Genomic DNA, 26,573 nt, shown 5'->3' on the forward strand with positions numbered 1-26,573 from the left:
CCTTCCTGAAACTCCACGGCGGATGACGGCTTCGCCTAACCGCCCTACCGTCGAGCGCTACCTCACCGCCTCCACCAGCGCATTGAAGAACGCATTGTCAGCTACTGCCGGATTGATCATGCTCGCCGGCTTCGAGCGTGCGCTGAGCACCACGCAGATTACCCGCTGCCTCGGATTGATATACATCAGCTGCCCAAAGATGCCGCGCGCCGTGAAGGCGCCATCGTCCAGCGAGCCGTCTGCGCCCGGGACGATCCACCACATATAGCCGTAATCGACGCGTTTGCCGCCGATCTCGCGTGCCGAACCCGCCTCGCGCACCCAGCCTTCCGGCAGCACGCGGATGCCATCGATCACGCCATCATCGAGAATGAAGCGGGCGAAGCGCGCATAGTCGCGCAGCGTGGCGAAGAAGCCACTCCCAGCGACTTCGAGACCCTCAGGTGCCTCCAGCCACCACGCGCCATCCTGCTCCATGCCGAGCTTCGACCAGATTTTCTCCGAGAGATAATCACTTAGCCACTTGCCGGTCGCCGCCTTCACGAGCGCGCCAACGACGTGGGTGTCGCCCGTCGAGTAGCACCACTGCGTGCCCGGCGCGGCAGCGCGTGGCCGCTCGGCCATGTAACGCATAATAGCGCCGTCCTGCTGGGCGATCTGCATCTCCAGCATGTGGCGACGTTCGGAATTGGCGTCGGTCTGGTCGTCGCTCCAGCGCACGCCCGACGTCATCTGCATCAAGGTCTTCACCGTCACGCCGTCGAAGGCGGTGCCGGTGAAATCCGGCAGATAGGTGGTCAGCGGCTCGTCCACGTTCTTGATGAAGCCATCCTGGATCGCAGCGCCGATCAGCGTGGTGCTGATCGATTTAGCCATCGACATGGACAACCAGCGCGTTTGCGCGTCGATGCCGAGGTCGTAATGCTCGAGCCGGATCTCGTCGTTCTTCATCACCAGCAGGCCGGCAACGCGGTTACGCGAGACATAGTCATAGATGTCGTAGGTTGCGCCGTTCCATGCAATTGGAAAATCCGGCAACGGGCGGTTGCAGTATGTCAGCGGCCGCACCGGCGCTCCTGCCTCGACGGCGCGGGTCGCGAAATTCATCTCGGGGGTGACGAAGGTCCGCTGGTGCTCGATTGGCATCGACTTGCCGGCATAGGAGCGGACAATCGCCTGGCTGTCGGAGAGGGATTTTGTGTCGGTCAACGGTCCACCTGCTCGTCCGGCGCATTGGCACGCCAGTGATCGGGGATAGGGCAGCGGCGTCCTGATGTCGACCGCGTGGACGCGATGGCTGTACTGCGGCGCGTGGTTTCCTTCCTGTTCGCCTTGCTCTGGAGCGAGAAGAGCTTACCTGTTCACGATCGCCAGAATGTTCGCGCCGTAATGTTCCAGTTTCTTGTCGCCGATTCCCGGGACCTCGCGAAGCTGGCTCATTGTGGTCGGATGTTCGCTCGCAATCACATCGATGGTCGCATCATGCAGCACCACATAGGCCGGCACATTGCGCTCGCGTGCGATGCCGGCTCGCCAGGCGCGCAGGCGTGAGACAAGATCTGCATCGGCATTGTCGGCACGTGGCGAGGCCAGTTCGCCGCGGCGCGCATGTTTGCGCGGTGCGCGGATGCGGCCGGTCTCCTCGCGAAACATCAGCTCCACTTCGCCGCGCAGCACACCACGCGCGCTTTCGGTCAGCATGAGCGCGTTAAAATGTTCGGCATCCGCATAGAGAAAGCCGCGCGCCACCAACTGCCGCATCACGGCGCGCCATTGCTTCTCGTTGAGCTCGGAGCCGATGGCGAAGACCGACAGTCTGTCGTGGCCGAACTGCTTCACCTTGTCGGTGAGTCGACCAATGAGCACGTCGATCAGATGCATGGCACCGAAGCGCTGCCCGGTCCGATAGGCGCAGGAGAGTAATTTTTGCGCGGCGACCGAGCCGTTCCAGAGTTTGGGCGGCGAGACGCAGTTGTCGCAGTTGCCGCAACTTGTGCCGGCGGTTTCCTCGCCGAAATAACGCAGCAGCCGTCCGCGTCGGCAATCCACAGTCTCGGCGAGGCCGACAAGCGCATCGAGCTTGCCGATGGAGACACGCTTGAACGCATCTGAGCCATTGGATTCATCGATCATTCGGCGCTGCTGCACGATATCCTGCAGGCCGTAAGCCATCCATGCCGTGGACGGCTTGCCGTCGCGACCGGCGCGGCCGGTCTCCTGATAATAGGCCTCGACGCTTTTCGGCAGATCGAGATGGCAGACAAAGCGTACGTCCGGCTTGTCGATGCCCATGCCGAAGGCGACGGTGGCGACGATGATCACACCGTCCTCATTGATGAAGCGGTCCTGATTGCTCTCGCGGATGCGCGCATCGAGGCCGGCATGATAGGGCAGCGCCAGAATGCCAGCCTTGTTCAGCGCAGCGGCGGTGTCCTCGACCTTGGCGCGGGACAGGCAATAGACCACGCCGGCATCGTTCGGGTGGCGCTCGTTGATAAAGGCTTGCAACTGCTTTTGCGAATTCGTCTTATCGACGATCTCGTATTTGATGTTGGGCCGGTCGAAACTGGAGATGAAGCGCGGCGCGTCGGTGAGGCCGAGGCGTTGGGCGATTTCCTCACGGGTGAGATCGTCGGCGGTCGCGGTCAGCGCGATTCGCGGAATCTGCGGGAAGCGCTCGGCAATGACCGACAGGCCGATATATTCCGGACGGAAGTCGTGCCCCCACTGCGACACGCAATGTGCCTCGTCGATGGCGAACAGCGCGATGTCGGTCTGTTCTAGCATGGCGAGGCAGCGCGGTGTCACCAGGCGTTCGGGCGCCACATAGAGCAGATCGAGATCGCCGGCGCGCAGGCGCCGCTCCACTTCGTTGGCCTCTTCCCACGACAGAGTGGAATTGAGTACCGCCGCATTGACGCCGAGTTCGAGCAGGCCTGCGACCTGATCGCGCATTAAGGCGATCAGCGGGGATACCACGATGCCGCAGCCTTCGCGCAGTAGGGAGGGCAGCTGGTAACATAGGGATTTGCCGCCGCCGGTGGGCATCAGCACGAGGCAGTTCCCGCCATCGGTGACGTGGCGAACGATTTTCTCCTGCTCGCCGCGGAACCCGGGCAGCCCGAAGGTCGACCGCAGCCGCGCCAAGGCATCGGCGCCGAGCGGGTCGGACGGAGCAGCGGACTGACGCGCAATACCGGAAACGGGCATGACGATGGTCTATTCCTGATTCGGTGGCAGGGTATATCCTGGGGAATGCCTTCGTCCTTCCGGGAATCCGGCGCCTTGCCTTGATCAGGCCGCTTTACCCCTGTGAGTGCAAGTTCTATGACATAGGAGATGCGCGAGCACGCCGGCCGCGCTGCAACCGGGCAAAAAGAAAAGCCGTATGCCATTCATTTTGCGCCTGTTTTCTTGGCTTCTGAATCGCAAGCCGCGGCCACGCGTCCGCTGGCAGGCCGCGAACGAGAATGCCGCACGGAAGAAACGCCGCCGTTTTGGCAAGGGACCGAAAACGGCGGTGCTAGCACATGTGATCGCGCACAGGCCTCCGGTCGAATTGCTCGGCCGCTTGCCGACGGTTGAATTCTGGAATCTATCCGATCCGAAGCGCGTTGCGCTGCTGTATCTGCAGCATGGCCGCCGGCTGCGCCTGCCGGCACCGAAAGCGCTGATGGACGATGCGGTGAAGCGAGCGCGGGCGGCCGAGTAGAACGACGCTTGGTTCTCGGTGGATAGCGGACACGGGTTTGGAGCGTCTCTCATTTGCGCGAGGTCGATGCTCTTGACGCCGGATGCATGACCGGGAATGGTCGCGACGTTTTTCTGCTCCAGCAATGAAAGTGCTTCGCATGATCAAGCGTCTCGGCCCCGGCAAGCGTCTCAGCCAGGCTTCCATCCATGGCAACACCGTCTATCTCGCTGGCCAGGTGCCAGATGACTACAGCGGCGACGTCAAGGCGCAGACCAAGCAGGTGCTCGACAAGATCGATGCCCTGCTGACGGAAGCGGGCACCGACAAGAACAACATTCTCAGCGCGACCGTCTGGCTGCCGAACATCGGCGATCGCGACGCCATGAACACGGTCTGGGACGCCTGGGTGCCAGAAGTCGGCCCGGCGCGTGCCTGCGTCGAATCGAAGCTCGCCGATCCGGCCATCCTGGTCGAGATCGCTGTCATCGCAGCGATCCCGTAAATCATGCAGTCTGTTGCCATTGCGGTCGCCCCCAACGGCGGCCGCAAGGTCAAGGCCGATCATCCCGCCGTTCCGCTCACCGCAGCGGAACTGGCGGTGACTGCCGCGCACTGCCTTGACGCCGGCGCGGCGATGATTCACGCCCATGTCCGCAATCCCGATGGCAGCCATCTGCTCGATGCCGATGCCTATCGCGCGGCCATTGCCGCGATCCGCAGCGCGGTCGGCAGTCGACTTGTTATCCAGATCACCTCGGAAGCACTTGGCAAATACACGCCTGCACAGCAGCGCGCGGTGGTGCAGGCAGTGAAGCCGGAAGCCGTATCGCTCGCGTTGCGCGAGCTGGTGCAGGATGCGGGCGAGGAGAAGGCATTCTCCGATCTGCTCCGATGGATGAAGCGCGAAAACGTAACGCCGCAGATCATTCTCTATGACGTGAATGACGCCATCAGGCTCGCCGAATTACAGAAACGGGGATTGATTCCTTTCGAACGCCTGCCGGTGCTGTATGTGCTCGGGCGCTATACGGCTGGCCAGACATCGAAGCCGGCGGATTTGCTCCCTTTTGTCGCTCCGGATGCACCCAAATTTGCCCATTGGAGCGTGTGCGCTTTTGGTGCGCAGGAGATCGCGTGCGTGACCGCCGGCGCGTTGCTCGGCGGCCATATGCGCGTGGGCTTCGAGAACAACGATCTGCTGCCGGATGGTGCACGCGCCAAAGGCAATCGGGATCTGGTCTCCGCAGCACGCAGCGCCATGTTGGCAGTGGGTTTGAAGGTGGCAACCGCTGACGAACTGCGAGCCGCGACGGCAGACTGAACCAGGCTGCTTCGTGACGATCGTGTGACAGCTGCACGCGGGCAGGAGACATCCAGCCCTGCGCTCACCGCGTGTCACAGACCGGTTGTATTCGTCGGCAATCCGGTTATGTCAGCAAGATGGCGCGTGAAATCATCATGGCTGCTGGAGGCATCGTCGTGCGACGTGAAGCCACGCCGCTGTTCGCGGTCGTATGCATGCGCAAGCGTGGCGACTGGGTGTTGCCAAAGGGCAAACTCGACCATGGCGAGACCCCGTTGGACGCCGCCCGGCGCGAGGTGCTGGAAGAGACGGGGCAGGCGACGTCGGTGCAGCAATATCTGGGTACGCTGGCTTATCCGTTGGGCGAGGAACGCACCAAAGTCGTGCATTTCTGGCATATGGAAGCCGACGGAAGGCCGCCGCGCAAACTGATGAAGGATATCGCCGAAGTTGCGTGGCTACCGCTCGATCAGGCGTTGAGGCGGCTGACCCGAAATCATGAGCATGCGTTTCTCGCCCAGGTCGGTCCGATGGTGCTGGCAGCAATGTACGAGGCTGCTGCTCCTGCCGAAGCGGCGCCGCAGATCGTCGAATCGCCGCCTGTTGTGCCACCGATTCCTGTGGGGCCTTCGCCCGAAGGCTGGTTCGCCAAACTCCGCCGCTGGCTGAATGGCAGCGCGGGGCCCGTCAGTTCCCGCGAATGATCACGCCATACCAGCCGAGGCCTTTATAGGTTTCGTAGCCGGGTGTGGCATGGAAGGCGATGAGGCGGCCGGAGCGGTCCTGATAGAAACCATTGGTGCGGCCGTTCAGCGCCAGCGAGATGCGTTCGCCGAACGGGTCCTGCCCGTCGGAGGCAGCGATCACGCGCAGATTGGAGTCCACCAGCAGCACGCGTGTCTTGTCGTCATCCACGCGAACGCCCCCGACAATGGCGCGAGCCTGCGCTTCCCAGTTGAAGTGAATGGCGAGCACGCCTATCGCGCGGCTATTGGCCTTTCCACCTTCGCGCACGCTGGCGCAATAAGTTGCGACCTGTGCATTGCCGAGCAATGGCTGACGTTCGACATCACCGGCCACATAGTCGTTGCCCGAGCGCAGGCTGCGGGCATCGCGAAACCATGCGGTGTCGGCGACGTTTTGGCCGTGTAGGTCGAAGCGGCCGCCGCGGCCGCTGGCGATCACATTGCCCTGCATGTCGCAGAGCCATAGGTCGAGATAGACGGTGTAGGCGCCGAGGATCACAGCCAGACGTTCGGACACATGGGTTAGCGTCTCGTCGTCTGGATGCGCCGCGCCGTCGACAACCGCGGAATCGGTCGCCCACCAGCGCACGTCGCAGGTGCGCTCATAGAGATTCCGGTCGATCAGCTCGATGGCATTGAGTGCAAGATCCACCATGCGTTCGCCGCGGGCGCGCTCGGTCATCTCCTTGATCGAGGCCATCAGGCTGCCGGTGCGGGCGGTAAGCTGCGATTCCAGGTCGCGCGCAATGGTCTCGACCTGCTGGCCGACATTACGAACCTCCTGCGCGACGACGGCGAAGCCCGCACCCTGTGGGCCGGCGCGCGAGCTTTCGATCAGCGCGTTCAGTGCCAGCATCTTCATTTGATTGGTAATGTGCTGAATCGCCCCCGTTTTCTCACAGGCGATCTCGTTGACCTCGCTGGTCAGGCGCGCGATCAGCGCGGAAATGTCGGCGGCATCGGTATCGTCACCCTCGTTTGCTGCCGCGGGCGGGACTGCGGGCACCATGGGGGTCATCGCTAAAACCATCTATGCGTCCCCATCGGCCGTAAGTTCTATCTGAAGTTGTTTATCGTTATGGCTAATAGAGCGTTAATATTCCGCCATATGGATACCAGGGCATTTAAATCAGAACACAATGCGAGGGCAGGCTTGCTCCAGGCTGATCGGTGGAACCGAAGTGATGAGGAGGTGTCCATCCCCCGCCGTGTATTTAGGTGGCGTTAACCATGGAGGCGCCCACATATGGTGATCCGTTGGAGGAACAACGGGATATCAACCAGACGCAGGCATGACTGACGCGTCACCACCTTGACCGGAATCGGCCTGCCATGCCCGTACCTGACGATCAAATCGGCGGTCGCGCCGCCGACCCCCTGGGCGCAACCACGTCCGAACTGTCTGAAGAGCTGATCTTCCAGATCGCCTCGGCCGTGACGGACGACCAGCGCAAACGGGCCACCGAGCTGTTTCGATACTTCAGTCGACAACTCGAAGAAGAGGCGTATCGGCGCGGGCAGGAAAGCGTCGCTGCGCGCCAATTGCCGCCGCCGGGGGCGCCGCTGGTGCTGGAGGCGCCGACGCTTCAACCCTCGGAGCAGGCTTCCGACGAAGCGCAGGACAGCTTGCTGCCGCAGGTGCGCTGGCTGCGTTGAGGCACGGACGCGGGGCGAGGTCGTTAGCCATTAGCTTAACCATTCGCTGGCCAAATGTGCTTCTGTGATTCGTGCGTGTCCCTTCGTGCAGAGCGGTTGTCCAGTGAGTGTAGTCATCCCATTTCCAAAGCGTACGGCCCCAATCGACGATGTGGCCGATGAGTGTGAGATCGATATCTTCAGCGCCGTCGACCTGGCGATCCGTGATCTGCGTGAAATTTCCGAAATCGCCAATGAAGTCGGCCGCGCCCGTGCCCGCGAATGCCTGGCGATGCTGGAAAACGCCTATGCGGGGGCTCTGGAAGCCTGAGCCCGACATCACTAGTTAGGGGGCGTGGAGCCGCGGTCATCGCCATGGACTCCGCAAAATCGCGCCGTTATATGCGGCGTCCTCCCCCTATCGTATATCGGGCTCCTTCATGACGACCACCGACACCGCTGCACCTGTTTCCCAGCCGTTTCAGGCCGAAGTCGCCGAATTGCTGAACCTGATGGTTCACTCGGTCTATTCCGAGACCGACATCTTCCTGCGCGAACTCGTTTCCAATGCGTCGGACGCTTGCGACAAGCTCCGCTATGAGGCGATCGCGAATCCGCAGCTGATTGCCGAAGGCCAGTCACCGCACATCACCATCGTTCCGAATAAGGAAGCGAACACGCTGACCATCGTCGATACCGGTATCGGCATGGATCGGCAGGAGCTGATCGACAATCTCGGCACCATCGCCAAGTCCGGCACCAAATCGTTCCTCTCACGCCTCACCGAAGCCAAGGATGGTGTCGGCCTGATCGGGCAGTTCGGCGTAGGCTTCTATGCGGCTTTCATGGTGGCGGAGAAAATCGTCGTCACCAGCCGCCGAGCCGGCACCCACGATGCGTTCACCTGGACCTCGACAGGCGGCGCCGGTTTCGAGATTGCGCAGCTCAATGACGGCATGAGCGTGCCGGCCGGGACGTCGATCGAGTTGCAGCTCAAGGACGATGCCAGGAAGTACCTTGAAAGCTGGGAGATCGAGCGCATCGTCACTTCCTATTCGGACAACATCCAGTTTCCGATCATGCTCAAGGACGGCGATGCAGAGCCGAAGCAGATCAATTCGGCAAGCGCGTTGTGGCAGCGCTCGAAATCCGAGCTGACGCCGGAAGACTACAGTAAGGCCTACAAATCCATCGCCCATGCCTATGACGAGCCGGCGATGACACTGCATTATCGTGCCGAAGGTCGCTACTCCTACGCCGTGCTGCTGTTTGCGCCGGAATCAAAGCCGTTCGATCTGTTCGAGCCCGAGCGCAAGGGCCGCGTCAAACTGTATGTCCGGCGTGTCTTCATCACCGACGATGCGGATCTCTTGCCGTCCTATCTGCGCTTTATCCGCGGTGTCATCGATGCCGAGGATCTTCCGCTCAACCTCTCGCGCGAAATGCTGCAGAACAATCCGCAACTCGCCCAGATCAAGAAGGCGGTGGCAACGCGTGTGATCGGTGAATTCGAGACACTCGCCGAGAAGGACGCGGAGACCTTCACCAAGATCTGGGATGCCTTCGGCCCGGTGCTGAAGGAAGGCATTTATGAGGATTTCGAGCGTCGCGAAAAGCTGTTGGCGTTGTCCCGTTTCACCACCACGGCTGGCGAGAAACGCACGCTGAAGCAGTATGTCGCCGATCTCAAGCCGAACCAGACCGAGATCTATTATCTTGCCGGCGACAGCCTCGATCGTCTGAAGTCGAATCCGAAGCTCGAGGCCGCCAAGTCGCGCGGCATTGAAGTGCTGCTGCTGTCGGACGCGGTGGACGCGTTCTGGACTTCGGCGCCGCTGGAGTATGAAGGCAAGCCGCTGAAGTCGCTGAGCCAGGGTGAGGTTAATCTCGACCTGATACCGCAGGTTGATGAAGACAACAAGGACGAGCCGAAGCGGGAGGCGGCCGACGAGGCCTCAACGATCGCCGTGATCAAGGAGGCGCTCGGCGAGCGTGTCTCTGACGTAAAGGCTTCAACGCGCCTCACCACCTCGGCCTCGTGCCTCGTTGCTGGTGGCCGCGGTCCGGATCGCGAGCTAGAGCGGATGCTGGCGATGCAGAATCGCGGCAGCGCCACCAAGCCGATCCTCGAGATCAATCTGCGCCATCCGTTGGTGACGAAGATCGCGAGCGCCGACAAGGCTGCAGGTGGCGAAGCCTCGGATATCTCGTTCCTGCTGCTGGAGCAGGCGCAGATTCTCGACGGCGAATTGCCGGAAGACCCGGCTGCCTTCGCAACTCGCCTCAATCGGCTGGTGCTGCGCGGGCTGTAGGATCGTCAGTGCGAGCGCAGCGAAGCAATCCAGAAAGCCAAGAACTGGATTGCTTCGTCGATGCGCTCCTCACAATGACGGTTATCTCCCCTTCGTTGAAAAGGACCATCCCATGAGCGCCGTTTTCGAAAAGCTGATCGGCAAATATGCCGAGCGCGGGGACTTCGAACGCCTGAAGCAATATCAGGCCGACCGCATCGCCTGGATCGAGAGCATCCGTAACGGCACTTATGAAAAGATGCATCTCGTCGACGACAACGACCCTGTACCGCTGATCGCGGAGATCGAGCGCGAACTGGCCTGTATCGAAGCAGCGCTCAGAAAGCAGCACTGAACTGCCCGCCCCGGATGCTGCAAATGACATCCTGGTGATCGTACCGCATCATCCGAAAGTCACACTCGCCAGTTGCAACCATCTCCCATAGTGTGCCGCCATAAAAATCCTGGGAGGCACCTATGAAACTTGGACTTGTGCCCGCTGCTGCGCTGTGCGGGCTTTTCCTCGCCACATCGACGCTAACGCCCGCTGCGGCGCAAGGCGTCAAGATCGGCATTCTCAACGACCAGTCCGGTGTCTATGCCGACTACGGCGGAAAGTGGTCGCTCGAAGCTGCCAAGATGGCAGTGGAAGACTTCGGCGGCGAAGTGCTGGGAGGCAAGGTCGAACTCGTCACCGCTGACCACCAGAACAAGCCGGATCTGGCTGTCGCCATCGCGCGGCGGTGGTACGATGTCGAGAATGTCGACATGATCACCGAGCTGACCACCTCGTCGGTGGCGCTGGCAGTGCAGGAATTGTCCGCGCAAGCCAAGAAGATCGACATCGTGGTCGGTGCCGCGACCTCCCGCATCACCGGCGATGCTTGCACGCCCTATGGCTTCCACTGGTCGTTCGATACGCGCGCGCTGGGCGTCGGCACGGGTGGCGCGTTGACCGAGACCGGTGGTGACACCTGGTTCTTCCTCACTGCGGACTATGCTTTTGGCTATTCGCTGGAGAAGGACACAGGCGATATCGTGAAGGCGAAGGGGGGCAAGGTGCTTGGCGCTGTTCGCCATCCTCTCAACTCGTCGGACTTCTCGTCCTTCCTGCTGCAGGCGCAGGCATCAAAGGCCAAGGTCGTTGGTCTCGCCAATGCCGGCCTAGACACCACCAATGCGGTGAAACAGGCGGCCGAATTTGGCATTGTTGCCGGTGGCCAGAAGTTGGCGGGCCTGCTGATGACCCTGTCGGAAGTGCATGGTCTCGGTCTTAACGCGGCACAGGGCCTCGTGCTGACCGAATCGTTCTACTGGGATCGCGATGACAAATCGCGCGACTTCGCCGAACGTTTCTTCAAGCGCACCCAACGCATGCCGAACATGATCCAGGCCGGTACCTATTCGTCGACACTGTCCTATCTCAAGGCCGTCAAGGCTGCCGGCACCAAGGACGCTGACGCCGTCGCCAAGAAACTGAAGGAGCTTCCGGTGGATGACGCCTTCGCCCAGGGCGGCAAGGTGCAGGCCAACGGCCGCATGGTGAAGGATCTCTATCTGTTCGAGGTCAAGAAGCCATCGGAATCTAAGAAGCCATGGGATTACTACAAGCAGCTCGCTGTGGTGCCCGGCGACAAGGCCTATCCGACCGCCAAGGATAGCGGCTGCCCGCTTACGAAGTAACCCGCTTAACCTCTCCCCGCCTGCGAAGCTTCGCTTTGCGGGGAGAGGCTAGCAACGTCGCTGCTGCTCAATATCCCGTCATTTCCAGATAGCCGACGCCGTCATGTGTGCCGCTGAAATGTACCGGCCCCTCCCAATAGGCGAAGCTCGTCGCCATCCAGCTTTGAGCATTGAGCGGCGTCGTTTCGATCTGTAACCCGCGTGATGCGATAGAGACGTGCCAGGCGGTAGGAATCTTGCGGCCTGCGATATCTGTTGTAACCGTCGACGTCATTGCGATCGCGTCGGATGCCAATTGCTCGGACTTGCCGTTCGCCGAGATCCAGTTGCCAGCAAAATAGTGGCTGCCGTCCTTCTGCCGAAGCCGAAACAGCATCAGTTTCTCATCTCCGGGCAGATGCAGCGAAAACCAGTCCCAGCCGGTTTGATCCGAGGCCAGCGGTTGGCTGGAAAATTCGCGGTCCATCCAGGCGCGGCCCGTGACGGCGATATCCTTGCCGTCAATCGTGGCCGACCCCGATGCGGTGAAGTAAGGCTGGCTGTAATAGTAGGACGCTTGGCCGCGCTCCGATTTACGGCTGTAACCGGAATCGCCCTGCAGCACCAAAGACTGGTTCGCGTCGAGGCGAAGCCGGTAACTGAAATTTTCGGCCGACGCCGCGACATCGAGTGGGGCCACGTTCATATCGGTGAAGCGATCGAGCCCGCGCATCTCCCACGCATCGATCCAGGCGCGGAACGGGGTTGCCGTGACACCCGCTTGTCCAATGCCGCCGCGGGCGAACGTTTCTGCGGAGCGATGCGCCGTTGCCGACGTCACGGCGGCATGGCCCATCCAGATCTGCGGCGTCGCCCAGCCGTTGTCTCGTGCGTCAGGTGCCATCGCCTGCCGGAACAGCGTCCATTGCGCGCCATAGGCATGGCCCGCAGCATCGGCGAGATTGGCGGTGAGGTACCACCACTCAATGCGGAAATCGGGGTGCGGACCGTGATCGGCAGGAAAAGCCAGAGTCCGGCCGGCCACAACGGGAGCAAAGTCTCCGGAATCGCGGCCAAGGCCTGCAAATCCCTGAGCCAGAGCGCGCGGGGCCGTCAGGCTCGTCAGCATGAGACCGGCCGCAAAACTCCGTCGTGTCGGCCTAACGCTCATTGGCGAATACTTTCACGAGTTCGACAGGCTGCATGCGCAGCAGCCGCAGGATGGGAAGCAGCGATGCAAGCAGCGCCGCCAGCATGGCAACGCCCAGCAGTTCGATCAGCTGCAGCGGGAAGACGTAAAACGGCAGACGCCAGCCAAATGCCTTCACATTGACGATGGCGATCAGGCACCATGCCACCAGCAGGCCGAGCGGTAGCGCCAGCAGCGAGGTGATTAGCGCCATACACATGGTCTTCAGCAGTTCGATGCCTGCGAGTCGCCGTCGCGTCAGGCCGATGGCCCAGAGCGGCGCGAGCTGAGGCAAGCGCGAATTGCCCAGGGTCAGCAAGCTGGTCAGCAGCGCCACGCCGGCAACGCCGAGCGTGAAGGCATTGAGCGCGGAAGTGACGGCGAACGTGCGATTGAAGATGCCGAGCGACTCCTTCTTCACGCTGGCCTGATCGGCGAGATTCCGCCCGTCCAGGCCGAAGCGCATGCGGATAGCGTCGATCACTGCGGGCACATTTTCCGGCGTGACCCGCAGACCCATGCGGGTCCGCGGACTTTCGGGAAAATGTTTCAGCAGCGCATCGACATTGACGGCAAGCTGTCCCTTCGGATTGCCGTAATCGGCATAGATGGCGGCGATCCGCATGGTCCAGGGGCCGGCTGGCGTCGGCACGGTGATCGTCTGGCCGATGGCAAGGTTCATCCGCCGCGATAATTGCTCGCTGATCAGTGCGCCATCGCCATCACGGACTCGATCCCATGCATCATGGGTCGCATCGAGGAGCGGCCAGCGATCGCGGAAGGTCGCATGATCGGGCAATCCGTTGATTTCCACCGGCGCGCCTTCGAGCTGAACTTCAGCGCGACTACCTGGCAAGATCGCTTGCACGTCGGAACGCTGCTTCAGCCAGTCTTGGATCTCGCCGGCCTGCGCATCGCTCGCGGCGTTGATGTAGATCTCGGATGACAACCGTCCATCGAGCCAGCCGGTGAAGGTGCGGCTGAAGCTCTCGACCATGGTGCCGACGCCGACATTGACGGCGAGTGCCAGCAGCAGGGCCATCAGCGCCAGCGAGAGGCCGGAGAGCTGCAGACGGCTGTCGGCCCAGAACCAGGCGAGTAGCGGTCGTCGCGTGTTGCGCTCGCCGGCAGCTAGTACCAGACCGAGCAGCACCGGAAGCGCGAGCGCAGCACCAAGAAGCAGAGCAGCGAGAACGGTGAAGCCGGCAATCAGGGAGCCACCGAACCACAGCACGATGGCGGCGGCGGCGAGGACGAGCACCGCGCCGGCGCCCTGCAGCCGCAGCCAGCGTTGCTGGACCTGCTGCCAGGCATAGGGCTGCGCGGTCGCGAGCAGCGGCAGGCGCGCGGCCTTGAGCAGACTTGATATTGCGGCCAGTAGTGCGCCGCTCACCGAGATGGCGAGACCGGCCAGCCACCATTGTGGCTTCAAGGTCAGCTGTCCGGGGATCTGCGCGCCATAGAGTCCACGCAGGCTGGCGGCGACATCGGGCAGCAGCGAGGCGGCGATAACATAGCCACAGATGAGACCGATGATGCCCGCAAGTAGCGCGATGGAAACGAGTTCGAGGATCAGTACGGCATTCAGCTGCCGCGCCGAGACGCCACAGGCGCGCAAGGTGCGCAGCATCGGCAAGCGTTGCTCGAAGCCGAGGCCGATGGCGGAGTTGACGATGAACAAGCCGACGAAAAAGGACAGTAGGCCGAAGGCGGTGAGGTTGAGATGGAAGCTGTCGGTGAGGCGCTCGAGGTCTGTCTCACTTTCGGGTTGCACGATGCGGAGCTGCTGCCCGGTTACGCTGTCCAAGGCAGCGCGGGGACCTTTTGCTTTGCCGATCAAGAGCCGAGTGACCTGATCGGGCAGCGCCAGCAGCGTCTGCGCGATCCCGATATCGACCACGATAACGCCCGGTGCCAAGGCAGGCTGCAGTTTCAGCGGCGGCAGCATGCGGCCATTGCCGAGTGTCGGCGTTGCGCCCTCGCGCAAACCGAGTTCGGTCATCGTCTCGCGTGCGATCAAGGCCTGTCCGGGCGGGGTGATGAAGGCCTGCGCGCCGGAAGTGCCGATTTCGGCGGCGGCACCGGCTTCCGGTGGCATGGTCACCGGCTCGATGCCGAGCAGGCGCACGCTGCGACCTTCGATCTGCGCGCGCGCTTCCAGCACGGGCGACACCGGCCAGCCTGCGCGGCGTAGATCGACGAACAGTTTTTGTGAGAACGCGCCGCCGCCCGGCGATACCAGCATCGGTGTCCGCATGCCGCCGAAGGCCGCTGCGGCGCGGTCATAGCTTGTGCGCGCTTGCTGGTTCAGCGCCTGCACGCCGCTCCAGAGGGCCGTGGCAGCGATCAGTCCGATCATAACCGTGGCGAACTGCAGCGGATGCCGACGCCAGTGGCTGAGCAACACGGCGAGAACCCAGAGCGCGCGCCTCACGCGATCAGTCCTGCGTGGAGATGGACATGGCGGTCCAGCATGGCGGCAAGGCGCTCGCTATGGGTCACCATCAGGAAGCCGCAGCCGCTGCGGGTGACCAGGTCGCGGACGAGGCGCATCACCTCGTCGGCAGTGTCTTCGTCGAGATTGCCGGTGGGCTCGTCAGCCAGCAGGAGCGATGGCTTCGAGGCCAGCGCGCGGCCAATGGCGACGCGCTGCTGCTGGCCGCCGGAGAGTTGCTCGGGATAGCGTTTGAGTAGCGCGCCCAGCCTGAGACGTTCGATCAGTTCATTTTGCCAGGCAGCGTCGTGTCGTCCGGAAATGCGCGACTGGAAAGCGAGATTGTCCGCAACGGAGAGTGACGGGATGAGGTTGAACTGCTGGAATACGAGACCGAGCCGGTCCCGGCGAAGCGTGGCGCGTTCAGCATCGTTCAGCCCGGTAATGGCGACATCGCTCAGCACGATTTCACCGGCATCGGCTTCGTCGAGGCCGGCGATCAGATGTAGGAGCGTGCTTTTGCCGCTGCCGCTCTCGCCGGTGAGTGCGACACTTTCTCCAGGGGTAACAGCAAGATCGACGCCGCGGAGAACTGCGACGTCTTCCTGCGCGGAACGATAAGATTTAACGAGATGACGGACTGTGAGCATGTGGTGCCATCCTAGCAAGGATGGCAGGTGAGATCACGGGTTCAATGTCCCGCTAGGCGATGGCCGGTTTCGGTTTTCGCTCCGACACCATTGCCAGCAACACCGTCGCCAGCATGAAGCAGGCCGAGGCGCCGAATACCCAATGCGGCAATGCATGGTCCATGAACCAGCCGAACATGATCGGCGAGACGATGCCGCTGAAATTGAAACCGGTGGAGACGATGCCGAAGGCACGTCCGGCCGCACCGGGCGGCGCGGCTTGGCGCACCAGCATGTCGCGCGACGGCGTAATGACGCCGCCGAGAAAACCGGCGACGGTCATGGCGATGACGATCGCCGGTGCCGGCAGGGCGAAAGCCGCGATCGCGCCGATGATGGCCGCATTGACGGTGAAGCATACGGCAGCAACGCGGCTGTGATGCACGGTGCGATCGGCCAGCCAGCCGCCGGCCAGCACGCCAGCGGCGCTGGCGGCGAGGAACGAGGTCAGCGCGATATTGGCCGAGGACAAAGTGACGCCATAGCCATTCATCAGTGCGACGATGCCGAAGCTGTTGATGCCGCCCTGCGACAGCGCCAGCAGCGTGAAGAACACCGTCAGCATCATGATCGCGGGAGTCATGACGCTGACCTTCGGGGCATCGCCCTTGGTGCCGCTGCTCTGTATTGCGCCCGCGTCGGGAATGCCGACCACGATCAGCATCAGGGCGATGGCGATCCCGATGCCGCCAGCGACGATCAGTGCGCCCTGGCCGCCGGCCGAGGCCAGCAACGCGACCATCATGGGAGGCGCCACTGCGCCGCCGACAAAGCCGGCAAAGGTATGGATCGAGAAAGCGCGGCCCATCCTGGACTCGTCCATATGGGCGGCGAGGATCGCATAGTCGGCGGGGTGATAGACGCTGTTGGCTAAGCCGAGCAGGCCGGCACAGATGATCAGCGTGGGATAGTTGAGAAACAGGCCGAGTGCGACCAGCGCGGCGCCGCCGAGCATGACGCCCAGGATCAGGATGATACGCGCGCCCACACGATCGACCAGAAAGCCGATCGGCGCCTGGGTCAGGCCTGACACGACGGCGAAAGTCGTGAGGGCGAAGCCGAGATCGATATAGCTGACGCCGAGCCGGTCCTTGAGAAAGGGAAACAGCATCGGCAACACGAAAATATGAAAATGGCTCACCCAATGCGCGATCGAGATCGCGGTCAGGGTCCGGTTGGCCGAAGCCTCCGGCGGATGCGCTGTTGCGGCCGGAATATCGACCATTCTGTTTCCACCCTCTAACGTGTTGTTCAAGGTCGGGAATTTCCCGCTATCCGTAGAGCGCGCGCGGCAAATTGTCCATGAACGGGGCAACATGCTGCCATTGCAGGCAGCGCAGGGGAGGCCGGCGCTACGACACCTCCCGCCACAACGTTGCGAGGGGAGAGCTGCCTCCATCGATGCACATCAATGGGGTTTCTGCCGATAGTTTATCTTCCGGTGATGCTGCGCAAAGTTGCGCTGACTGTGGTCTTGCTCATCATCCGACGGGAATGTCCGGCCGACCGTCGCTTGAGCATGCGGTCGGACCGGCCGTAATTCGCGGCGCGATCTGTCGCGGGCGCATCGGGCGGTTTTCCGTCGCATGCATCCGCTCGTCACCGGGCGCATGCTTCCAGGAATAGTTCTTGCAAACGAAGCGGCGGCGCATGACGCTCCGTCATGTTGCGTGACTCGTCCTGGAAGAAGCGACTTTGATGTATGATGTGATCGTTGTCGGCGGCGGCTCCGCCGGCGCTGCCATTGCCGCCCGCCTCACCGAAAATCCCTCAACGCGCGTGTTGTTGCTCGAAGCCGGTCTCGACTGGCGCGCAGACGACGCCCCATGGGAGGTCACCACAGCCAATCCGATCCCGATCATTCACCAGCGTGAATTTCAAGAAAAGTGGCAATGGCCGGACCTGCACTCGCGCCGAGTGGCCGGGCAGGACCAGCGCTTCTACTGGCGGGGCAAGGGCCTCGGCGGCTCCTCCATGATGAACGGCCAGATCGCCATTCGCGGTGTTGCCGACGCATTCGACGAATGGGCCGATCTCGGCTGCGCCGGCTGGTCGGCGAAAGAGATCATGCCGCTGTTCTCGGTGATCGAGGACGATGCCGATCTGGGCGACGCGCCCGGCCATGGCCGCGGTGGCCCGTTACCGGTCTATCGCGCCCCGCCGGAGACATGGGGCCCGATCGACAAGGGCCTGCGCGATGCCGCGCTGGCATCTGGCTACAAGTGGTGCGATGACGTCAATGGGCCGGATGGCGAGGGCGTGGCCTGTTATCCCATCAACAGCCGCAACCTGCGCCGCATCTCGACCAATGAGGGCTATCTCGAGCCAGCACGGGGCCGTGCCAATCTCGAAATCCGCGGCCACGCGCTGGTCGATCGCGTGATTATCACCGATGGTCGCGCTACTGGCGTGGTCGTGCATATCGAAGGACAGGGCACGCAGGAGCTATCGGCGCGGGAGATCGTGCTGTGCGGCGGCGCGATCCACAGTCCGGCCATCCTGCTGCGTTCGGGCATCGGTCCGGCGGCCGATCTGCAGGCGATGGGGATTGCGGTCGAGAGGAATCTTCCCGTCGGCCAGCATTTCTTCGATCATCCGCTGTTTCGTCCGCTGATCAAAATGCGGGATGATGTTGCGCCGACAGATCGCGACACCCGCCATACCAACTGCTGTGTCACCTATTCCTCCGGTCTCGACGATGGCCGCCGGGACATGATCTTCATCGCCTTCAACCATCGCGGTATCGGCAATCCCGGCGCGATCGGTGCCGGGCTCTACCGCGCTTATTCGCGCGGTACGCTAAAACTGGCGGCACGCGATGCATCCATCGATCCCATCGTTGAAGAAAACATGCTGGCCGATCCGCGCGATATGGCGCGGATGATCGACGCGGTGAAGCGGCTCGCCGTGATCACCGCACAGCCAGCGCTGACAGGAATCTCCGAATGGATCGGCCTGTCCGAAGGAGGCTTGACGATGCAGCAGGCCACGGCGCTGCCGACCTCCGAAATCGAGGCCGTGTTACGCCGCGAGACCGGCGACATTCAGCATGCGGCGGGCACCTGCCGCATGACGGGCTTCGATCGTGATGACGGTGTCGTTAATCCGGATGGCACCGTGAAGGGTATTGAGGGCCTGCGTGTCGCCGATGCTTCGATCATGCCGGCCGATTGCCGGGCCAACACCCATTTCACCACGGTGGTGATCGGCGAGAAAGTCGCACGCATGATGATGCGTGCCGCGACGAAATGAAGGATTCGCGATGTCGAGCAACACTGAAGCACTGATCGTCGAGTGGCTTGCCTCGCAGCGGCAAGCCATGATCGATCTCCTGCGCGATGTCGTGAACATCGATTCAGGCTCGTATGACAAGGCCGGCGTCGATGCGGTTGGCGAGCGATTCCAGCAGTATTTTGCGGAACACGACATCGAAACCTGGCGCGAGCCGAACGATGTGTATGGTGATGCCGTCCACGCCGTCGTTACCAAGCCTGGCAGCAACGAGAAGCCGATCCTGTTGCTCGGCCATCGCGACACCGTGTTTCCAAAGGGGGAAGTCGAAAAGCGCCCATTTACCATCAAGGACAACAAGGCTTACGGTCCCGGCGTTGCCGATATGAAAGCCGGCGTCGTCATCAACGTCTTCGTTGCTGCGGCGTTGAACAAGTTCGAGGCCGCGCCGCATCCCATCAAGGTGCTGATCACCGGCGACGAGGAAATTGCCTCGCGTGCGTCCCGCCCGATCATCGAGCGCGAAGGCCGCGCGGCTCGCGCTGTCTATAATTCAGAGCCAGGCCGTCCGTCTGGTAATATCGTCACCGGCCGCAAGGGTGGCGTCTTCATGCGCTTCGAGGTGTTCGGCAAGGCTGCGCATTCCGGCAACAACTTTTCTGTCGGTGTCAGCGCTATCGGTGAACTCGCGCATAAGGTCTTGCAGATTCACGCGCTCACCGACATGGACAAGGGCATCACGCTGAATGTCGGCCTGATCTCCGGCGGCCAGTCGGTCAACACCACCGCGCCCTATGCCGCGGGGGAGATCGATTTTCGCTACGTCGAACCTGCCGATCGCGCTGTGATCATGAGCGCAATCGAGACCATTATCGCAACATCGACGGTTCCGGGGACGACGGCGAAACTGCATGTGGATGGCGAGTTTCTGCCGCTCGTCCAGGACGCCGCAGCGAAGGCGATGTTCCGGACCTATCAGGCTGCCGCCGTCGATTCCGGCCTTGCGACCCTGGACGGCGAATTCGCTGGCGGGTGCGCGGATTCCGGGTTTACCGCCAGCGTCGGCACGCCGACCCTGTGCGGTCTGGGTCCGGTGGGGGGCAATGTCCATACCGATCTCGAATGGCTCGATATCGACAGTATCGTTCCGCGCGCGCAGACGCTGGCGCGTGCGATCCTGCGGTCGCAGATCTAGTGTACTTGCTGCGTCGATGTCTCGCTCAGGGGTTGCTTATTTCGCCAGATCAACCATCATCCGCGTCGCTAGGCCGCGAGGCTTTGTCAAAAAAGTGTCACATCTGCCTTGCGCTCTGCCAGAACTGGGCTAGCGTCCTCGCCGCGCAGTTGCCGCAGAAGCAACGCGCACTCCTTCCAAACCGGCCAGAGCGCCGCCACACATTGGCACCGAGCCGATGCGTACAGACAACGACACCGGGGAAATGACGCATATCGCATCTGAGGAGTTGCTCCCGTCTTTCGATTCGCGCGGTTGGATGCAATGGCCCGCGAATGAGGATTACTCGCTCCAGTTCCGGCGTCTGCTCGGCGCTGCGCAGGATGGCGGAAGCACCGTCTCGGAATGCATGCTGGCTGCAAGCGGGATCAATCCCGCTTGTGAGGAGAGCTGGTACGGGCAGTGGAAGAAAGCTGCGGATCTCAACAAGTCGCGCGGGGATATCGCCCGGGCGCGTGGCCATATCCCGACCGCATTGAGCAACTGGCTGCGGGCGGCGAATTATTATCGCACGGCACAGGCCTTCATGGGCATCGACGATGCCCGCCAGGGGGCGGCGATCGCTCAGATGATGGCCTGTTCCCGCCTCTATCTGCAGAACTCGACGCCGGCAGGTGAGGTCGTCGAGATCGCCTGGGGTAACGAGGGCGCCCTGCAGGGTTATTTTCTGCCGCCGGCGGGGCGGGCTGGCCGTAAGGTGCCGGTGGTGGTCTGTGTGGGCGGTCCGGACCAATACAAGGAAGAACATCTGTGCCGGATGCCGCGCTACGCCCATGAGCGCGGCATGGCGCTGTTGCTGATCGACCTTCCCGGTCAGGGCCATCGGCGCAGCCTCGACGAGGGGTTCGGTCGTTACGACATCGAGACGGCGATCAGTGGCTGGATCGACCTCCTGGAGACGCGGCGCGAGGTCAATGCACGCAAGATCGTGATTCTCGGCGATGGTCTCGGCGCTCCGATCGCCACCCGCGGCGCCAGCTTCGATCCGCGCTTTGCTGCAGCCGTATGCGACGCGGGTATCTGGGACCAGCACGAACGGGCGTTTCTCGCCTCACGCATCTATGGCGCGGAGTCGACCTCCGACCAATTCGGCGATGACGTCGTCCGGCTTTGCAGCAGCAGCAGTATCGCCACCCGGATTGCATGCCCGATGCTGGTCCCGCTCGGCGAGCGCGACTGGCTGGATGCGGGCCATGTCAGGAAATGTTGCGAGGCTCTTGCGGCGGGCGGATGCGACGTTGAGCTCAAGGTTTTCTCCGCTGCCGAGACGGCGGCCTCGCATGCCCAGCGTGACAACCCGACCGTCGCCAACGAATTCATCTTCGACTGGATCGCCGACCGTCTGGCCCGGACACGTTAGCTTTCTACCGCCAGCATCACCGCCGCCTTCTGCAGGCGGGCTTTCAGCTTGCCCAGCTGGGACATGATGTCCAGCAAGGCCTTGTGATCGAAATCCGCCAGCACGAAATCGCTCAGCGAATCGCGCCGCGACGCCAGCATGGCAATCTTCTTGCTGGCCTTGTCCGACAGCGACATCAGCACCACCCGGGCATCCTGCCGGGACGGAACCCGGCGCATGAAGCCATTCTTCTCGAGCATCTTGGACTGGGTGGTGACAAAAGACGGGTCCACATGCAGCATGGCCGAGACGTCTTTCACCGGCACGCCATTGCCGGAATCGAGATCGCCCACCGCCATCAGAATCATCCATTGCGGACCGCTGATGCCGAGCTCCTTGGCCCAGAAATGCCGAATCTCCTCCAGGTGGACATTGATCGATGCAATGTCCCAGAGAAATTGCCGGACAGCCTCCTGATTCCTGCCGTTTTCGTCGTTGTCTGCGGGCTTGCTCTTGCTCAAGGGGAAGGCCATCGGGTCCGTGTGCTTCTCGTCGTCTCAGCATTCCCATAGCGGGGAATTTTGTAGAATACATAACTGGATCAAATAATTGTGCGCCGCAATTGCGGGTTGGGGCGTGTGGCGCAGATACCACACTGCATCGCGATAAAGTTACCTGAGTACATAAAGTATTTTGCTTCTAAGAATTGCGAAGGCATTCTCTGTGGCGGCGATGGGGCAAACCCGTGATCGTCCCGTTGAAGTGGTTCGCTTGAGTGCCTCGCGTGATGCGGGTTTCCGAAAGCGCGAAGCACTCCGGCGGTTGGTTTGGGGAATGGGGGAACCAACCATCGGGCTTAGCCTTCGGGCTCAAGTCTGGCGGATCCGGAACCTTCCCGATTAGCAACTTGGAGGTTTAACATGACGAAACTTAAGAGCCTCGTTCTCGGCTCTGCGGCGGGTCTGATCGCCATCGGCGGCGCCCAGGCAGCTGACCTTCCGGTCAAGGCCAAGGCCGTTGAATATGTGAAGGTCTGCTCGCTTTACGGCGCAGGCTTCTATTACATCCCGGGCACCGACACCTGCATCAAGATCGGCGGCGCGATTCGTTTGGACACCGCTTTCGGTGGTAGCACCTACGACGTTCCGTTCTGGCAGGGCGGCGCTGGCGGTGCTGGCGCGTTCACGCAGGACTACTTCGTGACCCGTGAGCGTATCAACCTGACCACGGACACCCGCACCGCGACTGAATACGGCGTGGTCCGCACCTATGCGAACATCCAGTTCGACTTCCTGCAGAACCGTGAATCGATTGCCGGTGGTTACACCGAAGTCGACTACGCCTTCATCCAGTTCGCCGGCTTCACCTTCGGTAAGGCCGTATCGCAGTTCGATCCGCAGTGGGCGCTCTCGAAGCCGTACATCTCGTCGGGCTTCAACGCCGGTTCGAACAACGCGACCGGTATCCCGCAGATCGCCTACACCGCTTCGTTCGGTAACGGCGTGTCGGGCACCATCTCGCTCGAAAACGCTTCGCCCTATCGCAACGCCGGTCTCTGGAACACTGATACGCAGATCATCGGTCCGTTCGGTGCGACCGCTCCGGGCTACGGCACGGTGTCGAACAACTTCGCTGGTAACGCCTATGGCGGCAACCACATTCCGGACGTTGTCGGTAACCTCCGCCTCGACCAGGCATGGGGCACCCTGCACTTCGGTGCGGCGATGCACGCCATCACCCCGACCTTCTACGCCACCGCTGCTGGCGCGGCGGGCAATGCCAGCCTCGGCCATGCCGATGACTCCTACGGCTTCGCTGTGACGGGTGCTGTCGAGTTCAAGAACCTGCCAACCGGCGCAGGCGATACCTTGAAGCTCGAAGCTTCGTATGCGAAGGGCGCTGCCAAGTACATCTTCGGTGGCACCACCGATACTATCGGTGGCGGTCGTTACGCCAAGGCTAACGCTAACAGCATTGGCTTCGGCTATGTGCTCGACGGCGTCTACCAGAACAACGGCCAGATCATCCAGAGCGAAGCCTGGCAGGTCAGTGCATTCTACGAGCACTACTGGAATCCGGCATGGCGCACCTCGGTGTTCGGTAACTACAGCCACATCTCCTACGGCGACGGCAACGCGCTCATGCTCGCCGCGTTCCAGGCTGGCCGCAACAACACGGGTGGTGTTCTGTCTCCCGGCACGACTGGCAACTTCGACCTCGGCCTGGCCCAGATCGGTACCCGTACCGCCTGGACTCCGGTTCAGAACCTGACCCTGTCGGCTCAGTTCACCTATAGCCGCATCGAGCAGAACCTGAACGGCACCTACACCGGTCCGGTGACCGGTCGTGCGACTCCGGTTGGTGGCTACACCCTCAGCAACCAGAACGCCTACAACGGTTCGGTGCAGATCCTGCGCTCGTTCTAATACCGACCGCCTCAGGGCGATCGATATCTGAAACAGAAACCCCCGGCGGGAAACCGCCGGGGGTTTTTGCTTCTGGCTTGCAGGGGCCTTCCGGAGCTGGCCAGGCCTGATCGTTCGGCTGTCCCGCGACGCAGGGTCTCGCCGCTGTCCTCGACGATAGTACGACTGGCGGCTATACCGGCTTCGACCCGTTGTCTCCGTGTTTCGATCTGAAGTCCCGCACGTCATGGCGCCGCCGACCGATCTCTTCCAAAGCGCTTTCGCCGCGTTCCAGCAGGGTAAGATGGGCGACGCGGAGCGCGATCTTCGCCGTATCCTGCGCAAGGCGCCCGACCATGTCGGCGCTCTGAACGTGCTGGCGGTCGTGCTCGTGACACTCAAACGGTACGTGGAGGCCGAGCCATATCTGAAGGCCGCGCTTCGGCTGCAACCGCGATCGGATGTGACGCTCTATAATTACGGTTTGGTGCTGAAGGCGTTGAACCGGCCCGACGAGGCATTGCAGCGCTTCACCGAGTCGCTGGCGCTCAACCAAGCCAATGCCGAGACACTCAACAATCGCGGAACGGTCTTCAACGATATCGGCGACTACACCGCGGCTCTCGCAGATTTCGACCGCGCCCTGACCCTCAGCCCGCGCCACGCCGCCGCTCACTTCAATCGCAGCAAGTCGCTTGCCGAGCTGAAGCGATTTGAAGAGGCGCTCGCTGCCAGCGATGCTGCCCTCGCTTTGCAGCCTGATATGGCCGAGGCGTGGTTCGGTCGCGGTTTCATTTTCGCAAGGTTGCGCCGGCCTGTGGAAGCTGTTGCCGCTTACGAGCGTGTCCGCACGCTGAATCCCGAATTGCCTCTCGTGAAAGGCAATCTTCTGCATCAGAAGATGCTGGTCTGCGATTGGGCTGGCATCGGCGATCTTGTCAGCGAGATCGAGGCCGATCTCGTTGCCGGAAAACTCGCGGCAGAGCCGTTCGGCTGGCAAGGGATCGCGAAATCGGAAGCCAGCCTGCAGCGCTGCGCAGAACTCGCCAATGCTGCGCAGTTCGGCAAAGCACCGACTACGAAAAACATCAGGCCCACCGCGCCAAACGGCAAGATTCGTGTCGGCTATCTCTCCGGCGAATTCCGCGAGCAGGCGACGTCATTACTACTCGTGGGGGTCCTCGAGCAGCACGATAAGAACAACTTTGAAATCGTGGCCTTCGATAACGGTTTCGATGACGGTGGGCCGACACGGCGGCGTATCAATGATGCGGTAAGCCGCATCGTCGATATTTCAGCGATGGGCGATGTAGAAGCGACAGCAGCCGTCCGCGCCGAAAACATCGACATCCTCGTCAATCTCAACGGCTATTTCGGCGCCCAGCGCAATGGCGTGTTCGCCCGCCGCGCGGCGCCAGTTCAGGTCAATTATCTCGGCTTTCCCGGCACCCTCGGCGCCGGCTTCATGGATTACATCATCGCCGATCCGCATGTGCTGCCGGCCGAACATCGCCGCTTCTACAGCGAGAAGGTCGTCTGGCTGCCGCATTGCTATCAGGCCAATGACGATCGTCGCGAGATCGCCGCGCAGGGCCTTACGCGCGACGACTGTCGTCTGCCCCTGGATGGCGTCGTGTTCTGTTGTTTCAACAATGCCTACAAGATCACGCCTGAAGTCTTCGACGTCTGGATGCGGATTCTCGATGCTGTCGATGGAAGCGTGCTCTGGCTGCTCGATGACAGCGAGACCGCAGTTGCCAATCTCCGCCGCGAGGCTGCGGCGCGCGGTGTCGATCCAGCACGGCTCGTGTTCGCCAAACGGTTGCCGCCCGCAGAACACCTGGCCCGGCATCGTTGTGCCGACCTGTTTCTGGATACGCTGCCTTACAATGCGCATACGACTGCGAGCGACGCGCTGTGGGCGGGATTGCCGCTGCTGACCTGCGAAGGAACGACATTCGCGGGTCGTGTGGCGGCGAGTCTGCTCCGCGCGCTCGACCTGCCGGAACTGATCACCCGTGACAGCAGTGATTTAGAGCGCCGCGCAATCGAACTGGCCCGATATCCCCGGCAGCTCGAGGCGATTCGCGAGAAACTGGTCCTGAGCCGTTCGACAAAACCGTTGTTCGATACGCGCCGTATGGCCCGTGACATCGAAGCAGCGTTCCAGACCATGCAAGGGCGTCGATTGGCCGGATTGGCGCCGCAGCATTTTGCGGTAACACCGTAACCCGCAACGATAAAAATGATTATCTGAGTAGATCAGGTATTGCGCTCAACGATCTGGCTCATGTAATCTTTTTCTTGCGCAGCCGCGATCTCTTTCACGGCCCTGCCTTTTCGAAGGCCGCGAACTTTATGTAGACCTCCGAAGCCACCGGCGATGCCCCGCCGGTGGCTTTTCGGTGTCTGGTCTGCGAGTCAAAATTTCGGTTTGTACGGTAGTAAGGTAAGCCTTTTTATGGCCGGCCTTCACGGCTTGTTAACGTATGTTTTGCCGCTCCCCAGCAGTGACCGAATCAGTCAACCTCCTCAAAATGCAATGGAATTGCTGCTGGGAGAGGCGGCAACAGGCGCTTAATTCCGTCGCATCCGCCTCAAGATTATGGCGGTTTGGTTGCTCGCGCATAGCAGTCCTGCCCGGCTATCTGGCAGAAATTGCTCATGAATTCTTGATTTTTGGAATTGTTGTGGCTAAAAAGCGCACATCGTGGAGAGTAT

General features: G+C 61.8%; 22 protein-coding genes. 14 read left to right on the forward strand and 8 right to left on the reverse strand.

What is annotated here, in order from left to right; translation table 11 throughout:
• Nucleotides 1-57: 57 nt before the first annotated feature.
• Complete coding sequence (locus E0H22_RS04600) at nt 58-1,209, reverse strand: serine hydrolase domain-containing protein (RefSeq protein WP_233024475.1); 1,152 nt, start codon at nt 1,207-1,209, stop codon at nt 58-60.
• Nucleotides 1,210-1,353: 144 nt separating this feature from the next.
• A complete protein-coding gene (gene recQ, locus E0H22_RS04605) occupies nt 1,354-3,210 on the reverse strand; it encodes a DNA helicase RecQ (protein ID WP_233024476.1) in 1,857 nt (618 codons plus the stop codon).
• Nucleotides 3,211-3,388: 178 nt separating this feature from the next.
• On the opposite strand from recQ, the gene E0H22_RS04610 reads away from it, so the two are divergent.
• From E0H22_RS04610 to E0H22_RS04625, 4 genes are all read left to right on the forward strand, one after another.
• Nucleotides 3,389-3,712, forward strand: a complete 324-nt coding sequence (locus E0H22_RS04610; RefSeq protein WP_233024477.1) for a hypothetical protein — start codon at nt 3,389-3,391, stop codon at nt 3,710-3,712.
• Nucleotides 3,713-3,851: 139 nt separating this feature from the next.
• Nucleotides 3,852-4,196, forward strand: coding sequence for a RidA family protein (locus E0H22_RS04615; RefSeq protein WP_233024478.1), 345 nt, complete (start codon nt 3,852-3,854; stop codon nt 4,194-4,196).
• A gap of 3 nt (nt 4,197-4,199) precedes the next feature.
• Entirely contained in the window at nt 4,200-5,015 is an 816-nt protein-coding gene (locus E0H22_RS04620) for a beta-keto acid cleavage family enzyme (RefSeq protein WP_233024479.1), read from the forward strand.
• A gap of 119 nt (nt 5,016-5,134) precedes the next feature.
• On the forward strand, nt 5,135-5,701 hold the full coding sequence (locus E0H22_RS04625; protein WP_233024480.1) for an NUDIX hydrolase: 567 nt from the start codon (nt 5,135-5,137) through the stop codon (nt 5,699-5,701).
• On the opposite strand, the gene E0H22_RS04630 is transcribed toward E0H22_RS04625, so the two are convergent.
• On the reverse strand, nt 5,685-6,752 hold the full coding sequence (locus E0H22_RS04630; RefSeq protein WP_233024481.1) for a methyl-accepting chemotaxis protein: 1,068 nt from the start codon (nt 6,750-6,752) through the stop codon (nt 5,685-5,687). The genes E0H22_RS04625 and E0H22_RS04630 overlap by 17 nt on opposite strands.
• Nucleotides 6,753-7,075: 323 nt before the next feature.
• Here E0H22_RS04630 and E0H22_RS04635 point away from each other — a divergent pair, with 323 nt between their 5' ends.
• The 5 genes from E0H22_RS04635 to E0H22_RS04655 all read left to right on the forward strand — a co-directional run bounded on the left by E0H22_RS04635 (nt 7,076) and on the right by E0H22_RS04655 (nt 11,352).
• Complete coding sequence (locus E0H22_RS04635; RefSeq protein ID WP_233024482.1) at nt 7,076-7,399, forward strand: hypothetical protein; 324 nt, start codon at nt 7,076-7,078, stop codon at nt 7,397-7,399.
• A 151-nt stretch (nt 7,400-7,550) separates the two neighbouring features.
• Entirely contained in the window at nt 7,551-7,709 is a 159-nt protein-coding gene (locus E0H22_RS04640; RefSeq protein ID WP_233024483.1) for a hypothetical protein, read from the forward strand.
• Nucleotides 7,710-7,818: 109 nt separating this feature from the next.
• The gene (htpG, locus tag E0H22_RS04645) at nt 7,819-9,690 is read left to right on the forward strand and encodes a molecular chaperone HtpG (RefSeq protein WP_233024484.1); all 1,872 of its coding nucleotides are present in this window, start codon (nt 7,819-7,821) and stop codon (nt 9,688-9,690) included.
• A gap of 112 nt (nt 9,691-9,802) precedes the next feature.
• The gene (locus tag E0H22_RS04650; RefSeq protein ID WP_233024485.1) at nt 9,803-10,024 is read left to right on the forward strand and encodes a hypothetical protein; all 222 of its coding nucleotides are present in this window, start codon (nt 9,803-9,805) and stop codon (nt 10,022-10,024) included.
• Between the two features lie 122 nt (nt 10,025-10,146).
• Nucleotides 10,147-11,352, forward strand: coding sequence for an ABC transporter substrate-binding protein (locus E0H22_RS04655; protein WP_233024486.1), 1,206 nt, complete (start codon nt 10,147-10,149; stop codon nt 11,350-11,352).
• A gap of 67 nt (nt 11,353-11,419) precedes the next feature.
• On the opposite strand, the gene E0H22_RS04660 is transcribed toward E0H22_RS04655, so the two are convergent.
• The 4 genes from E0H22_RS04660 to E0H22_RS04675 are packed head-to-tail and all read right to left on the reverse strand — an operon-like array spanning nt 11,420 to nt 16,868.
• Nucleotides 11,420-12,460 (reverse strand): lipocalin-like domain-containing protein, encoded by a 1,041-nt coding sequence (locus tag E0H22_RS04660; RefSeq protein WP_233024487.1) that lies wholly within the window; start codon nt 12,458-12,460, stop codon nt 11,420-11,422.
• 31 nt (nt 12,461-12,491) lie between these two features.
• Nucleotides 12,492-14,954: an ABC transporter permease gene (locus E0H22_RS04665; protein ID WP_233024488.1), complete on the reverse strand. Its 2,463-nt coding sequence runs from the start codon at nt 14,952-14,954 to the stop codon at nt 12,492-12,494.
• Entirely contained in the window at nt 14,951-15,604 is a 654-nt protein-coding gene (locus tag E0H22_RS04670) for an ABC transporter ATP-binding protein (RefSeq protein ID WP_233024489.1), read from the reverse strand. Before E0H22_RS04670 ends, E0H22_RS04665 begins: the two co-directional genes overlap by 4 nt.
• A gap of 52 nt (nt 15,605-15,656) precedes the next feature.
• Nucleotides 15,657-16,868: an MFS transporter gene (locus E0H22_RS04675; RefSeq protein ID WP_233024490.1), complete on the reverse strand. Its 1,212-nt coding sequence runs from the start codon at nt 16,866-16,868 to the stop codon at nt 15,657-15,659.
• Nucleotides 16,869-17,341: 473 nt separating this feature from the next.
• Here E0H22_RS04675 and E0H22_RS04680 point away from each other — a divergent pair, with 473 nt between their 5' ends.
• The 3 genes from E0H22_RS04680 (at nt 17,342) to E0H22_RS04690 (ending at nt 21,468) form a co-directional block, all read left to right on the forward strand.
• Complete coding sequence (locus E0H22_RS04680; protein ID WP_233024491.1) at nt 17,342-18,895, forward strand: GMC family oxidoreductase; 1,554 nt, start codon at nt 17,342-17,344, stop codon at nt 18,893-18,895.
• Between the two features lie 10 nt (nt 18,896-18,905).
• Complete coding sequence (locus tag E0H22_RS04685) at nt 18,906-20,069, forward strand: M20 family metallopeptidase (protein WP_233024492.1); 1,164 nt, start codon at nt 18,906-18,908, stop codon at nt 20,067-20,069.
• A gap of 298 nt (nt 20,070-20,367) precedes the next feature.
• Nucleotides 20,368-21,468: an alpha/beta hydrolase family protein gene (locus E0H22_RS04690; RefSeq protein WP_233024493.1), complete on the forward strand. Its 1,101-nt coding sequence runs from the start codon at nt 20,368-20,370 to the stop codon at nt 21,466-21,468.
• On the opposite strand, the gene E0H22_RS04695 is transcribed toward E0H22_RS04690, so the two are convergent.
• Nucleotides 21,465-21,806, reverse strand: coding sequence for a MarR family winged helix-turn-helix transcriptional regulator (locus E0H22_RS04695; RefSeq protein ID WP_233024494.1), 342 nt, complete (start codon nt 21,804-21,806; stop codon nt 21,465-21,467). The genes E0H22_RS04690 and E0H22_RS04695 overlap by 4 nt on opposite strands.
• A 561-nt stretch (nt 21,807-22,367) precedes the next feature.
• On the opposite strand from E0H22_RS04695, the gene E0H22_RS04700 reads away from it, so the two are divergent.
• A complete protein-coding gene (locus E0H22_RS04700) occupies nt 22,368-23,873 on the forward strand; it encodes a porin (RefSeq protein WP_233024495.1) in 1,506 nt (501 codons plus the stop codon).
• 226 nt (nt 23,874-24,099) lie between these two features.
• Nucleotides 24,100-26,082, forward strand: coding sequence for an O-linked N-acetylglucosamine transferase, SPINDLY family protein (locus E0H22_RS04705; protein WP_233024496.1), 1,983 nt, complete (start codon nt 24,100-24,102; stop codon nt 26,080-26,082).
• Nucleotides 26,083-26,573: the final 491 nt, after the last annotated feature.

It is taken from the genome of Rhodopseudomonas boonkerdii (assembly GCF_021184025.1).
GTDB classification, from domain to species: domain Bacteria; phylum Pseudomonadota; class Alphaproteobacteria; order Rhizobiales; family Xanthobacteraceae; genus Tardiphaga; species Tardiphaga boonkerdii.

Excerpts from the sequence above, each read along its gene's own strand:
- recQ (WP_233024476.1), bottom strand. The coding sequence starts at position 3,210 with ATGCCCGTTTCCGGTATTGCGCGTCAGTCCGCTGCTCCGTCCGACCCG.
- E0H22_RS04610 (WP_233024477.1), top strand. The coding sequence starts at position 3,389 with ATGCCATTCATTTTGCGCCTGTTTTCTTGGCTTCTGAATCGCAAGCCG.
- E0H22_RS04615 (WP_233024478.1), top strand. The coding sequence starts at position 3,852 with ATGATCAAGCGTCTCGGCCCCGGCAAGCGTCTCAGCCAGGCTTCCATC.
- E0H22_RS04620 (WP_233024479.1), top strand. The coding sequence starts at position 4,200 with ATGCAGTCTGTTGCCATTGCGGTCGCCCCCAACGGCGGCCGCAAGGTC.
- E0H22_RS04625 (WP_233024480.1), top strand. The coding sequence starts at position 5,135 with ATGGCGCGTGAAATCATCATGGCTGCTGGAGGCATCGTCGTGCGACGT.
- E0H22_RS04630 (WP_233024481.1), bottom strand. The coding sequence starts at position 6,752 with ATGGTGCCCGCAGTCCCGCCCGCGGCAGCAAACGAGGGTGACGATACC.
- E0H22_RS04635 (WP_233024482.1), top strand. The coding sequence starts at position 7,076 with ATGCCCGTACCTGACGATCAAATCGGCGGTCGCGCCGCCGACCCCCTG.
- htpG (WP_233024484.1), top strand. The coding sequence starts at position 7,819 with ATGACGACCACCGACACCGCTGCACCTGTTTCCCAGCCGTTTCAGGCC.
- E0H22_RS04650 (WP_233024485.1), top strand. The coding sequence starts at position 9,803 with ATGAGCGCCGTTTTCGAAAAGCTGATCGGCAAATATGCCGAGCGCGGG.
- E0H22_RS04655 (WP_233024486.1), top strand. The coding sequence starts at position 10,147 with ATGAAACTTGGACTTGTGCCCGCTGCTGCGCTGTGCGGGCTTTTCCTC.
- E0H22_RS04660 (WP_233024487.1), bottom strand. The coding sequence starts at position 12,460 with ATGCTGACGAGCCTGACGGCCCCGCGCGCTCTGGCTCAGGGATTTGCA.
- E0H22_RS04670 (WP_233024489.1), bottom strand. The coding sequence starts at position 15,604 with ATGCTCACAGTCCGTCATCTCGTTAAATCTTATCGTTCCGCGCAGGAA.
- E0H22_RS04675 (WP_233024490.1), bottom strand. The coding sequence starts at position 16,868 with ATGGTCGATATTCCGGCCGCAACAGCGCATCCGCCGGAGGCTTCGGCC.
- E0H22_RS04680 (WP_233024491.1), top strand. The coding sequence starts at position 17,342 with ATGTATGATGTGATCGTTGTCGGCGGCGGCTCCGCCGGCGCTGCCATT.
- E0H22_RS04685 (WP_233024492.1), top strand. The coding sequence starts at position 18,906 with ATGTCGAGCAACACTGAAGCACTGATCGTCGAGTGGCTTGCCTCGCAG.
- E0H22_RS04690 (WP_233024493.1), top strand. The coding sequence starts at position 20,368 with ATGCAATGGCCCGCGAATGAGGATTACTCGCTCCAGTTCCGGCGTCTG.
- E0H22_RS04695 (WP_233024494.1), bottom strand. The coding sequence starts at position 21,806 with ATGGCGGTGGGCGATCTCGATTCCGGCAATGGCGTGCCGGTGAAAGAC.
- E0H22_RS04700 (WP_233024495.1), top strand. The coding sequence starts at position 22,368 with ATGACGAAACTTAAGAGCCTCGTTCTCGGCTCTGCGGCGGGTCTGATC.
- E0H22_RS04705 (WP_233024496.1), top strand. The coding sequence starts at position 24,100 with ATGGCGCCGCCGACCGATCTCTTCCAAAGCGCTTTCGCCGCGTTCCAG.